This window comes from Streptomyces sp. AF1A (assembly GCF_047340315.1).
Lineage (GTDB): Bacteria > Actinomycetota > Actinomycetes > Streptomycetales > Streptomycetaceae > Streptomyces.
The window spans coordinates 1-11,515 of the sequence record NZ_JBLEBI010000059.1; the positions used below are offsets into that span (position 1 = coordinate 1).

An 11,515-nucleotide genomic window follows, 5' to 3' on the forward strand; every position below is an offset into this window, starting at 1 on the left:
CCGCCCCGCACCACGCCGCCACCCGGCCGTCCGGCGTGGTCACCTGGGCGGCGAGCGCCGACCGGATCGGCGAGGGCACGGCCGGCCGGGGCTACCGCATGGTCGTGCACACCAGCGTCGGCGGCAGCGCGCTGCGGGTCCGCTTCACCAACGCGTTCGGCGACCGGCCCCTGACCCTGGACGGCGTCCACGCCGGACTGCGCGGCGCCGGCGCCGCACTGCGCCCGGGCAGCAACCGGCCGCTGACCTTCGGCGGCGCCCGCAGCGTCAGCGTCCCGCCGGACGCCGTGGTGTGGAGCGACCCGGTCCCGGGCTCCGTGCCCGCCGGCGCCGACCTCGTCGTCAGCCTGCGCACCCCCGACGCGGCCGGGCCGGCCACCGGCCACGGGACGGCCCTGCAGACGTCGTACACGGACCAGGGCGACCACACCGCTCAGGACAGCGGCGCCCACTGGACGCGGACCACGGGCGCATGGTGGTACCTGGACGCGGTCGCCGTACGGCCGGCCCGCCCGGCCACCGGCGCGGTGGCCGTCCTGGGCGACTCCCTCACCGACGGCTGGGCGTCCACGCCCGACGCGAACCGCCGCTGGCCCGACTACCTGGCCCGGCGTCTGCACACGGCCCGCACCGCCGTGCAGGGCGTGGCCGACGAGGGCATCTCGGGCAACCAGGTGCTCGCGGACGGCGCCGGGCCGAGCGCCCTGCACCGGCTGGACCGGGACGTGCTCTCCCAGCCCGGCGTGCGCACCGTTGTCCTCTTCGAGGGCGTCAACGACCTCAAGGCGCACACCGGCGTCACCGCGGCCGGCCTGATCGCCGGCTACCGGGAGATCGTGCGGCGCGCGCACGCGGCCCACGTGTGCGTGGTCGCCGCCACCGTGGGCCCGTTCAAGGGTTGGCCGGAGTGGGACCCGGCCGCCGAAGCGGTACGGGGGGAAGTGAACACGTTCATCCGTACCAGCGGGGAGTTCGACGCCGTCGCCGACTTCGACCGCACCCTGCGCAGCCCGCACGACCCCGAACGGATCCTGCCGCTCTTCGACGGCGGCGACCATCTGCACCCCGGCGACCGGGGCATGCGGGCCCTGGCCGACAGCGTCGCCCCGCACAGCCTGGACTGCGCCCGCTGAGCGCCGGACGGCCCGGTCAGCGCAGCGTCTGCGCCCAGTCGGCCGGCACCCGCCCCGCGGGCCCCGGCACCGGCTGGTCGGCGGGATGGCTGGCCGGCGGGGTCAGGCCGGGACCGGCGCCGTACAGCTCGTCCGTGGCGTAGTTCCAGAACCACTCCTCGCCCGGCTCGAAGCTCTGGATGATCGGATGCCCCGTCTCGCGGTAGTGCGCGGTGGCGTGCCGGGCGGGGGAGTCGTCGCAGCAGCCGATGTGTCCGCACTGCGCGCAGCGGCGCAGATGGAACCACCAGCCGTCGGCCTGCTCGCACTCCACGCACCCGGTGCCGCTCGGCGGGACGCTCGGGTCGATTCCGTTGCTCATACGGGTTCCTCCGCTTGCTGCTGGGACGGCTCGGTGGACGTGGGCGCCTCGGGTGTCACGGGCAGCAGCACCTGGAAGCGGGTGTCGCCCGGCACCGACTCGGCCCGCAGGGTGCCGTGGTGCTTGTTGACGACGATCCGCCAGGAGATGTCCAGGCCCAGCCCGGTGCCCTCGCCGACCGGCTTGGTGGTGAAGAACGGGTCGAAGATCCGGTCCTTGATCTCCGGCGGGATGCCGGGCCCGGTGTCCCGGAACTCCACCAGCACCTGCTCGTGGTCGAGCGCGGTCCGCACCGTCAGCGTGCCCTCGTCGCCCGCGCTCCTGATGGCCGAGACCGCGTTGTCGATGAGGTTGGTCCACACCTGGTTCAGCTCCGCCGGGTAGGCGGGCACCGCCGGGAGCGTGCGGTCGTACTCCTTCACGACATGGATCCCCGGGCCGATCTTGCCCGACAGCATCAGCAGCGTGCTCTCGAGGAGTTCGTGCACGTCCACCACCCGGTACGGCGCCCGGTCCAGCTGGGAGTACTGCTTGGCCGCGTCGACGAGGTGCGAGATCCGCGTGGTGGAGTCATCGATCTCGTTCATCAACAGCTCGGTCTCGACGGTGTAGTTGAGCCAGCCGATCGCGCCCGCGAGGATCTCCTCGTCGACGGCCGCCGCGACCTGCTCCAGCCAGTCGACGTCGAGCCCGCCCTGCACGAACGTCGGCGCCAGCTGCCAGCCGTGCTCGATCCCGTGGTCCTCCAGCCAGTCGGTGAGCAGGTCCTCGCGGTCGGCGGCCTCCAGCGGGCCGAGCACCGGCGCCTTCGCGACCCGCTCGGCGGTGCGCTCCTGGACCTCGACCAGGCCGGCCAACGCCTCCCGGGTGAAGGGGCCTTCGGCGATGACGGCGAGCTTGCGCCGCATCTTCGCGACCCGCTCGCGCAGGGTGGCGGTGGCCCGCACGGCCGCGGCCGCCGGGTTGTTCAGCTCGTGGGTGAGCCCGGCCGACAGCGAGCCGAGCGCCAGCAGCCGCTCCCGCTGCCCGACCGTGGCCTGGGTGTTCTTCGTGCCGAAGAACAGGCCCTCCAGCAGGTGCACCGCCATCGGGAACCACTCGCGCATCACGTCCGCGAAGATGTCCGTCGGCAGCACGAAGAACCGCGTCGGTACGGTCACCCGCATCGAGTTGTTGTACACCTGGGGCACCCGGTCCCCGAGGTAGGCCTGCATCGCGCCCGCGTACACCCCGGGCTGCGAGGTCCGGGTGACCTCGACGTCGTCGTCGCCGACCCGGCGCGACAGCACGACCGTGCCCTCGATCATCACGAAGAAGCAGGTGGCCGGGTCGCCCTCGGTGTACACCGGGCCGGGCTCGAACAGCTCCACCTGCCCCTCGGCGCACAACCGGCCCATCTGTTCCGGGCTCAGCTTCTCGAACAGGAACAGGGAGCTGATCTCCTGGGCGCTGCACGGCATGACCTGTCCGCTCATGACTGCTCCAGATACCGGTGGACGAGCATCACGGCCATGGCTCCCTCTCCGACGGCGGAGGCGACACGTTTCGCGGACTCGGCGCGCGCGTCACCCGCCACGAACACGCCGGGAATGCTGGTCTCCAGGTGGTACGGCGGCCGGTCCAGCTCCCAGCCGGCCGGCGGCCGCCCGTCCGCGGTCAGATCGGGCCCGGCCAGGATGAAACCGCGCCCGTCGCGCAGCACGGTGTCGCCGAGCCAGTCGGTCAGCGGGGCGGCGCCGATGAACACGAACACCCACTGGGCGTCGACCCGTTCCGTCTCCCCGGTGGCCGTGTCCCGCAGCGTCAGCTGCTCCAGGTGGTCCGAGCCGTGGGCCTCCTCGACCACGGTCCGGCTGCGCACGGATATGTTCGCCGCCTCGTTGATCTGCTGGATCAGGTAGTGGGACATGGACGCGGACAGATCCCGGCCGCGCACCAGCAGCGTCACGGACTTCGCGCCCCGCGACAGGTACATCGCGGCCTGGCCCGCCGAGTTGGCGCCGCCGACGATGTACACGTCCTGCCCCTGGCAGGAGGCCGCCTCGGTCAGCGCCGAGCCGTAGAACACCCCGCAGCCGGTGAGGTCGGTGCAGCCCTGGGCCTCCAGCTGCCGGTACTGGACCCCGGTCGCGAGGATCACGCTGTGGGCGGCGATCGCCGACCCGTCCGCGAACCGTACGACGCGGGCGGCGCCGTTGACCTCGAGTCCCGTCACCTCGCGGGTGGTCAGGATCTCGGCGCCGAACTTGGCGGCCTGGCGCCGCGCGCGATCGGTGAGCTGGGCGCCGGAGACGCCGTCGGGGAAGCCGAGGTAGTTCTCGATCCGGGAGCTCTGCCCGGCCTGCCCGCCGGTCGCCGACCGCTCCACGAGCACGGTCCTCAGGCCCTCGGAGGCCCCGTACACGGCCGCGCCGAGTCCGGCCGGGCCCCCGCCGATCACGATCAGGTCGTAGAAGTCGGCCGTGGGAGTCGTCGCCAGGCCCACATGGGCGGCGAGTTCGGGCGCCTCGGGCTCCACGAGGACCGTGCCGTCCGGGGTGATCACGAGCGGCAGCCGCTGCCCGTCCTTCCCGGCGGCGGTCAGCAGCCGCCGTCCCTCCGGCTCCTCGACGGAGTACCAGCGGTAGGGCACCTGGTTGCGGGCCAGGAACTCGCGCACGTCCGACGACCGCGCCGACCAGCGGTGCCCGACGACCTTGGTGCTGGGCACGGGCCTGTAGTCGCTGCAGCGCCAGGCCTGGAGCAGATCGTCCAGGACCGGATACAGCTTCTCCTCCGGCGGGTCCCAGGGCTTGAGCAGGTAGTGGTCCAGGTCGACCACGTTGATCGCGTCGATCGCCGCATTGGTGTCGGCGTACGCGGTCAGCAGCACCCGCCGCGCCCCCGGATAGACGTCGAGCGCATGCTCCAGGAACTCGATGCCGTTCATCTGCGGCATGCGGTAGTCGGCCAGGATGACGGCCACCAGGTCGCCGCGCAGCTTCAGTTCGCGCAGCGCGTCCAGCGCGGACTCCCCGGACTCCGCGCGAACGATCCGGTACGACTCGCCGTAGCGCCGTCTGAGGTCGCGGGCGACGGCGCGGGATACCCCCGGGTCGTCGTCCACGGTCAGGATGACGGTCCGCGCTGCATCGGCGGCCTGTGCCATACGTCTCCCACCCCGAGCGTTGGTGCCGCAGGTCGGCGTCGTGGGGACCACCGCACCGGTACGCGCCCATCGTAAGTGCGAACGCCCCGGTTCGCTCGGGTGCACGAATGGGCTGTGATCGCGCTTCCCCCGCGCTGCGGTGGCCGATAGTGGGCACCAGCATCACGAGCACGCGTCGACAACTGGGAGGCCACGCATGACACGCCCGATCACGGCTGGGGTGGACGGTACGGAGGAGAGCCTGGCCGCGCTGCAGTGGGCGGGCCGGGAGGCAGTGCGCCGGGGGCTGCCGCTGCGGGTGGTGCACGCGTGGCGGTACGCCGAGTCGCTGGCGCCGGCCGACCGGGACACCCAGCACGAGTGGGTGTCGGGAGGCGTGGCGGAGGCCGTGCGCGGCGTGTCCGAGCGGCATCCGGAACTCGCGGTGAGCGTGGACGTGGTCGAGGGCGGGGCCGTGGAGGCGCTGGTCCGGGCGGCCGCGGAGGCGGAGATGCTGGTGCTGGGCTCGCGCGGGCACGGACCGGTCGTCGGCTTCCTGCTGGGTTCGGTGGGTCAGCAGGTGGTCATGGAGGCCCGGCGGCCGGTGGTCCTGGTGCGCGCCGGGGCCACGCCGGCGGCGGAGGCGGCCGGACGCGACGTCGTCGTCGGCCAGCACGGCGGCCCGGAGGACAGCGCGGCCGCACTGAGGTTCGCCTTCGAGGCGGCGGCGGCCCGCGGCGCGGTGGTCCGGGCCGTGCGGGCGTGGACCCTGCCGCCGGTCTTCGCCTACAGCCCCGGTTCGCTCAAGCTGCTGGACGAGGCCGGCGGGCTGGAGCCGTACGAGAGGCAGGCGCTGGCCGAGGCGCTGCGGCCCTGGCGGGAGCGCTTCCCGGACGTGCCGGTGGCCGAGCAGGTGGAGATGGGCAGCGCCGGGCAGGTGCTGCTGTCGATGGCCGGGCAGGCCCAGTTGATGGTCGTCGGGCGCCGGGGGTACCGCACGGCGGTGGGCGCCCGGATCGGCTCGGTCACGCACGGCGTGCTGCACCACGCCGACTGCCCGGTGGCCGTGGTCCCGCACGAGTGAGCCCGGTCCCGTCGTCACATTCCCGGCCGCCCGAAGCGCGGGCCTCGCGGCGCGCGGTGCGTGCTCGGGGGTTGCGCGGCCGTACACGTGCCGGGCCCGGCACGTGTACGGCCGTACTCGGGCCGCGCCCGGTGCGGCGCGTGGGAACGCCGTCCGCGCCCGCGAGGCGGTGGGGCGGCGCGCAGGGCGCCGGGGGGCGGGGTCCCACGGCGGGGTCTACTCCGGGTCGGCCGGTTCCAGGGCCTTCTCCGGGGCGGACGGTTCCAGCGCCTTCTCCGGGCCGGCCGGTTCCAGGGCGGCGCGGGCCCCGGGCAGGACGTTGGCGAGGTAGTCCTGCACGGCGGTGTCGAGGCCGATGTCGTGCTGGGCCCGCTCGGACAGATACCAGCGGTGTTCGAGCAGCTGGTGGTAGATCTCCGCGGGGTCCATCGAGCCGCGCAGCTCCGGCGGCACGGCCCGCACGGTGGGCCGGAACACGTCCCGCACCCAGCGGTGGGCGAGCACCTCGGGCCGGGCGGCGAGGGGGTCGCCCGGGGCGTAGTCGTCCTGCGTGGCCATCCAGCTCTCCAGGTCGCTCAGCAGCCGCCGCGCCTGGTTCTCCTCGGTGTCCAGGCCGGTCAGCCGCAGCAGCTGCCGTTGGTGGTGGCCGGCGTCGACGACCTTCGGCACGAAGGTGACCGTGTCGCCGTTGGAGGAGCGCTCGATCTGCATCTCGGCCACGTCGAAGCCCAGGTCGTTGAGCCGCCGTATCCGGCGCTCTATGTAGTGGTACTTGCCCGCCGGGTACACCGAGGTGCGGGTCAGCTCCTGCCACAGGCCCTGGTAGCGGGTGCAGATCTCGTGGCCGAACTCCACCGGGTCGACGGACGGGTGCAGCGCGCCGGAGGCCTCCAGGTCGAGCAGCTCGCCGCTGATGTTCACGCGGGCCAGGTCGAGGTCGTACTCCCGCCGACCCGGGCTGAGCCGCGGATGCAGCTCGCCGGTCTCGGCGTCGACGAGGTAGGCGGCGTAGGCGCCCGCGTCCCTGCGGAACAGGGTGTTGGACAGCGAGCAGTCGCCCCAGGCGAACCCGGCCAGGTGCAGCCGCACCAGCAGCACGGCGAGGGCGTCCATCAGCCGGTGCATGGTCGCCGGGCGCATCGTCGTCTCGAACATCGACCGGTACGGCATCGAGCCGCGCAGGTGCCGGGTGACCAGCACGGGCTCCAGCGGGTCGCCCGTGCGGTCGGTGCGGCCGGTGACCACGGCGAGGGGATCGACGGCGGGGATGCCCAGCCGGTCCAGGGCGCGCAGCAGCTCGTACTCGCGCAGCGCGGGCCGCTCGGCCAGCTCCTTGACGGCGATCACCTCGTCGCCGGCGTGGGCGTAGCGCACGACGTGCCGGGAGATGCCGCGCGGGAGCGGTACGAGGTACTCCTCGGGCCACTCCTCCAGGGGCACGTCCCAGGGCAGGGCGAGCAGCAGGGCGGGGTGTTCCGGGTTCGTGGCGCTGATCTGCAAGGCCATGGCACGAACCCTAAGGCCCGCCGCTGCCCGCTAGGAGGCCCGTTCCCTGGCCTGTTCGGCGGCGGCGCGCACGGAGCCGCGGTGGACCGGGCCGTGGCCGGGCAGCAGGGTGTCGCCGTCGAGCGCGGCGATCGTCTCCAGGGACGCCAGCGCCCGCGCGCGCTCGTGGTGGAAGAAGCCGTGCAGCAGCTGCGGCCCCTTGACCCGCGAGGTCGCGTGCCCGCTGACCAGGGCGTCGCCGGAGATCACGATCCCGGCCCCAGGCAGGTGGTAGACGCAGTGGCCGTCGGTGTGGCCGGGTGTGTGCACGGGCACCGGGCGGCCCGGCAGGTCCAGCGCGCCCTCGCCGGGGAACGGCTCGGGGGCGGTGACCGGGTGCTGTTCGATGCCGCCGACGCGGATCACGTGCGCCGCCCAGGGCAGCACGCCGGGCCGCCAGGCGTTGCGCACGACGTCGCCGATCGTGGCCTGCTGCAGGAACTCCCTCCGGGCGTGCGGGACCTCGGCCGGATGCAGATGGACGGGGGTGCCGTGCGTCGCGCGCAGGTACTCGGCCGAGCCCAGGTGGTCGTTGTGGGCGTGGGTGATCAGCACCGCGGCCACCGCCTCCGGTGAACTGCCCACCGCCGCGAGGGACTCCAGGACGCCCTCCCGGTCGCCGGGGTATCCGGTGTCCACCAGCGTGACGGCGTCGCCCTCCTTGAGGATCACCCAGTTGACGTTGTTGCCGTGCACCAGCCAGGTGCCGTCGGCGACCTCGTGTACCTCTGCCCGCATGTTCTCCCCGCGCCCCTGAGTCGCTGCCCGTCGCGGGACAGCCAACCAGATGCGCCGGCGTGCCGCACCACGTGGGTGGCTGCCGGTGATCAGCGCACGCCCCGCGGCCGGAACTGGACGCTGATGCGCGGTCCGGTGGGCCGGGCCGTCTTGGGCACGCAGTGCTCCCAGGTGCGCTGGCAGGAGCCGCCCATCACGATCAGGTCGCCGTGCCCCAGCTGCCGCCGCACCGTCGTGCCGCCCCCGCCGGCCGGGCGCAGCAGCAGGTCCCGGGGCTCGCCCACGGAGAGGATCGCGACCATGGTGTCCTCGCGGGAGCCCCGGCCGATCCGGTCGCCGTGCCAGGCCACGCTGTCCCGGCCGTCGCGGTAGAAGCACAGCCCGGCGGTGGTGAACGGCTCGCCCAGCTCGTCGGCGTAGTACCGGGACAGGGCGGTGCGGGCCTCGTCGAGGACCGGGTGGGGCAGCGCGTCCTGGGCCGCGTAGAAGGCCAGCAGCCTGGGCACGGCCACGACGTTGTCGTACATCTTTCGGCGTTCCGCGCGCCAGGGGACCTCCGCCGCGAGCTGTTCGAACAGGGCGTCGGCCCCGCTCAGCCAGCCCGGCAGCACGTCGATCCAGGCGCCGGCGCCCAGCTCGGTCCGGCGCAGCCCGTCGAGCGGGCCGAGCCGCAGCTCGTCCGTCTGATCGAACAGGGAGCCCTGCAGGTGCGTGGACATGCGCCCAGCGTACCCGCTAATCGAAAATGCGTTCCTATTTGATCACTCCGGCGCAGAGCCTTTCGATACATTCATGCATCGGATACATTCGCGTATCGAAAGCGAGGTGGGAGCGTGACGGAGCAGACGGCGCGGCGCGTCACCCGGCGCCGGGAGCACACCCGGGCCCGGCTGCTGGACGCCGCGTTCCGGGTGTTCGCCGCCAAGGGATTCGGGCGGGTCTCCATCGAGGAGGTCTGCGAGGCGGCCGGCTTCAGCCGCGGCGCCTTCTACTCGAACTTCGCCACCCTCGACGAGCTGTTCTTCGCCCTCTACCGAGAACGCGCCGACCTCATCGCCGCCCAGGTGGCCGACGCCCTCGCCCAGGGCGGCCCCGACCTCGACGTCCCCTCCTCCGTGGACCGGGTCACCGAGGTGCTGCTGCTCGACGTGGACTGGCTGCTGGTGAAGACCGACTTCCTGGTGCACGCCGCCCGCGACCCGCACGTCGCCCGCGCCCTGCTCGACCACCGCGCCCGGCTGCGCCGGGCCGTCGCCGACCGGCTGTCCCGGGCCCGGGGACACACCGAACTGCCCGCCGTGCTGGGCGACGTGGCCGGGGCGGCACACGCCGTGGTCGCCGCGTACGACGGCGTCACCACCCAACTGCTGCTGGACAAGGACGTCGAGAGGGCGCGGGCGTGGCTGAAGCAGCTGCTCACCGCGCTGCTCACGGACGGCAGCAGCACCCCATCGACGAACTGAGGAAGGAACCTCCACGCCATGGACGCGGACGTCATCGTCGTCGGAGCGGGCCTCGCCGGCCTGGTCGCCGCGCACGAACTCACCAGCCGGGGCCGCCGTGTCGCCCTGGTCGACCAGGAGAACGCCGCCAACCTCGGCGGCCAGGCGTTCTGGTCCTTCGGCGGGCTCTTCCTCGTCGACTCGCCCGAGCAGCGCCGGCTCGGCATCAAGGACTCCTTCGACCTCGCCTGGAGCGACTGGCGGGGCAGCGCGCAGTTCGACCGGCTCGACGACGAGGACTCCTGGGCGGTGCGCTGGGCCCGCGCCTACGTCGAGTTCGCGGCCGGCGAGAAGCGGTCCTGGCTGCAGGGGCACGGCATCGAGCTGCTGCCCACCGTCGGCTGGGCGGAGCGCGGCGACCTGCGCGCGGACGGGCACGGCAACTCCGTGCCCCGCTTCCACATCGCGTGGGGCACCGGCACCGGGGTCGTCGAGCCCTTCGTCGCCCACGCCCGGCAGGCCGCCCGGGACGGCCTGCTCACCTTCCACCACCGCCACCGGGTGGACGAGCTGGTCATCGAGGACGGCGCGGCACGCGGGGTGCGCGGCACCGTTCTCGCGCCCGACGACGCACCGCGCGGCGTCGCCTCCACCCGGGAGCGCGCCGGCGACTTCGAACTCTCCGCCCAGGCGGTCGTCGTCACCACCGGCGGCATCGGCGCCGATCACGACATGGTCCGCCGGTACTGGCCCGAGCGGCTCGGCACACCCCCCGCCGAGATGGTCACCGGCGTCCCGGCCTACGTCGACGGCCGCATGCTCGACATCAGCGCCGCGGCCGGCGTCCGGCTGGTCAACCGCGACCGCATGTGGCACTACACCGAGGGCCTGCAGAACTGGAACCCCGTCTGGCCCGGCCACGGCATCCGCATCCTGCCCGGCCCGTCCTCCATCTGGCTCGACGCCCTCGGCCGCCGCCTGCCCGACCCCTGCCTGCCCGGGTACGACACCCTCAGCACCCTCAAGTACCTGCGGACCACCGAGGACATCGCCGGCCACGACCACTCCTGGTTCGTCCTCACCCGGAAGATCGTCGAGAAGGAGTTCGCGCTCTCCGGCTCCGAGCAGAACCCCGACATCACCGCCAAGGACCGCAAGGCGGTGCTGCGCGACCGGCTCCTCGGCAAGGGCGCGCCCGGCCCCGTGCAGGCCTTCCTCGACCGGGGCGCCGACTTCGTCACCGCGGGCAGCCTGGAGCAGCTGGTCGAGAAGATGAACGGCCTCACCGGCAAGGCCCTCCTCGACGCGGCCGAGGTGCGCCGCCAGATCGAGGCCCGCGACCTGCAGATCGCCAACCCGTACAGCAAGGACTCCCAGATCCAGGGCATCCGCAACGCCCGCCGCTACATAGGCGACCGCCTCGGCCGGGTCGCCGCCCCGCACCGCCTCCTCGACCCGGCCGCGGGCCCGCTGATCGGCGTCCGGATGCACGTGCTCACCCGCAAGACCCTGGGCGGCATCCAGACCGATCTCGACTCGCGCGCCCTCGGCACCGACGGGACCCCGATCGACGGGCTGTACGCGGCGGGCGAGGTGGCCGGCTTCGGCGGGGGCGGCGTCCACGGCTACAACGCCCTTGAGGGCACCTTCCTCGGCGGCTGCCTGTTCTCGGGGCGCGCCGCCGGCCGGCACGCGGCCCGGCACACCGGCTGAGCTCAGTCCTCCAGCAGGTCCGCCAGCACGTGGGCGTGGCTGTGGTCCGTGGCCTTGGAGGCCGTCAGCAGGGTCACGCTGCCGTCCCGGACCGACTTCCTGAGGCCGCCGAGCAGCGCGACGGCCTCGGGACGGTCCAGCTCCGCCTCGTAGCGGCGGCGGAACTCCTCGTACGAGCCCCCGCCGCCGTGGTACCACGTGCGCAGCTCGGTCGAGGGCGTGAGCTCCTTCGGCCACTCGTCGACGCGGGCCTCGTCCTTGGCGAGGCCGCGCGGCCACAGCCGGTCGACCAGGACCCGCAGGCCGTCGTCGGGCTCGGGCGGTTCGTAGACCCGGCGCACACGCACGCTCACGGTCGGGCCTCCTCTCGGG

Annotated in this window: 11 protein-coding genes; 4 read left to right on the plus strand and 7 right to left on the minus strand. The window is 73.6% G+C overall.

Going from position 1 to position 11,515, the window contains the following annotated elements:
- Positions 1-1,133 (plus strand): SGNH/GDSL hydrolase family protein (locus ACLU3S_RS18045; protein WP_413952906.1); only part of this gene is annotated, 1,133 nt, incomplete at its 5' end.
- 16 nt (positions 1,134-1,149) lie between these two features.
- On the opposite strand, the gene ACLU3S_RS18050 is transcribed toward ACLU3S_RS18045, so the two are convergent.
- The 3 genes from ACLU3S_RS18050 to ACLU3S_RS18060 are packed head-to-tail and all read right to left on the minus strand — an operon-like array spanning position 1,150 to position 4,642.
- Entirely contained in the window at positions 1,150-1,494 is a 345-nt protein-coding gene (locus ACLU3S_RS18050) for a UBP-type zinc finger domain-containing protein (RefSeq protein ID WP_413952907.1), read from the minus strand.
- Positions 1,491-2,969 (minus strand): ATP-binding protein, encoded by a 1,479-nt coding sequence (locus ACLU3S_RS18055; protein ID WP_413952908.1) that lies wholly within the window; start codon positions 2,967-2,969, stop codon positions 1,491-1,493. The genes ACLU3S_RS18050 and ACLU3S_RS18055 overlap by 4 nt, the downstream gene beginning before the upstream one ends.
- Entirely contained in the window at positions 2,966-4,642 is a 1,677-nt protein-coding gene (locus tag ACLU3S_RS18060) for an FAD-dependent oxidoreductase (protein WP_413952909.1), read from the minus strand. Before ACLU3S_RS18060 ends, ACLU3S_RS18055 begins: the two co-directional genes overlap by 4 nt.
- A 196-nt stretch (positions 4,643-4,838) precedes the next feature.
- Between ACLU3S_RS18060 and ACLU3S_RS18065 the strand changes: the two genes are divergently transcribed.
- A complete protein-coding gene (locus ACLU3S_RS18065) occupies positions 4,839-5,705 on the plus strand; it encodes a universal stress protein (protein ID WP_413952910.1) in 867 nt (288 codons plus the stop codon).
- 216 nt (positions 5,706-5,921) lie between these two features.
- On the opposite strand, the gene ACLU3S_RS18070 is transcribed toward ACLU3S_RS18065, so the two are convergent.
- From ACLU3S_RS18070 to ACLU3S_RS18080, 3 genes are all read right to left on the minus strand, one after another.
- On the minus strand, positions 5,922-7,211 hold the full coding sequence (locus ACLU3S_RS18070; RefSeq protein WP_413952911.1) for a DUF4032 domain-containing protein: 1,290 nt from the start codon (positions 7,209-7,211) through the stop codon (positions 5,922-5,924).
- A gap of 30 nt (positions 7,212-7,241) precedes the next feature.
- Positions 7,242-7,988 carry an MBL fold metallo-hydrolase gene (locus ACLU3S_RS18075; RefSeq protein WP_413952912.1) on the minus strand — a complete coding sequence of 249 codons (747 nt, stop codon included), beginning with the start codon at positions 7,986-7,988 and terminating at the stop codon, positions 7,242-7,244.
- Between the two features lie 89 nt (positions 7,989-8,077).
- Positions 8,078-8,707: an alpha-ketoglutarate-dependent dioxygenase AlkB gene (locus ACLU3S_RS18080; protein ID WP_413952913.1), complete on the minus strand. Its 630-nt coding sequence runs from the start codon at positions 8,705-8,707 to the stop codon at positions 8,078-8,080.
- A 114-nt stretch (positions 8,708-8,821) separates the two neighbouring features.
- Between ACLU3S_RS18080 and ACLU3S_RS18085 the strand changes: the two genes are divergently transcribed.
- Positions 8,822-9,451 carry a TetR/AcrR family transcriptional regulator gene (locus ACLU3S_RS18085; protein ID WP_413952914.1) on the plus strand — a complete coding sequence of 210 codons (630 nt, stop codon included), beginning with the start codon at positions 8,822-8,824 and terminating at the stop codon, positions 9,449-9,451.
- Positions 9,452-9,469: 18 nt separating this feature from the next.
- A complete protein-coding gene (locus ACLU3S_RS18090) occupies positions 9,470-11,143 on the plus strand; it encodes an FAD-binding dehydrogenase (protein ID WP_413952915.1) in 1,674 nt (557 codons plus the stop codon).
- 2 nt (positions 11,144-11,145) lie between these two features.
- Here the strand turns inward: ACLU3S_RS18090 and ACLU3S_RS18095 are convergent, their stop codons facing one another.
- Positions 11,146-11,496: a DUF488 domain-containing protein gene (locus ACLU3S_RS18095; protein WP_413952916.1), complete on the minus strand. Its 351-nt coding sequence runs from the start codon at positions 11,494-11,496 to the stop codon at positions 11,146-11,148.
- Between the last annotated feature and the right edge of the window lie 19 nt (positions 11,497-11,515).

Coding starts and splice junctions, on each gene's coding strand:
- ACLU3S_RS18050 (WP_413952907.1), bottom strand. CDS start 1,494: ATGAGCAACGGAATCGACCCGAGCGTCCCGCCGAGCGGCACCGGGTGC.
- ACLU3S_RS18055 (WP_413952908.1), bottom strand. CDS start 2,969: ATGAGCGGACAGGTCATGCCGTGCAGCGCCCAGGAGATCAGCTCCCTG.
- ACLU3S_RS18060 (WP_413952909.1), bottom strand. CDS start 4,642: ATGGCACAGGCCGCCGATGCAGCGCGGACCGTCATCCTGACCGTGGAC.
- ACLU3S_RS18065 (WP_413952910.1), top strand. CDS start 4,839: ATGACACGCCCGATCACGGCTGGGGTGGACGGTACGGAGGAGAGCCTG.
- ACLU3S_RS18070 (WP_413952911.1), bottom strand. CDS start 7,211: ATGGCCTTGCAGATCAGCGCCACGAACCCGGAACACCCCGCCCTGCTG.
- ACLU3S_RS18075 (WP_413952912.1), bottom strand. CDS start 7,988: ATGCGGGCAGAGGTACACGAGGTCGCCGACGGCACCTGGCTGGTGCAC.
- ACLU3S_RS18080 (WP_413952913.1), bottom strand. CDS start 8,707: ATGTCCACGCACCTGCAGGGCTCCCTGTTCGATCAGACGGACGAGCTG.
- ACLU3S_RS18090 (WP_413952915.1), top strand. CDS start 9,470: ATGGACGCGGACGTCATCGTCGTCGGAGCGGGCCTCGCCGGCCTGGTC.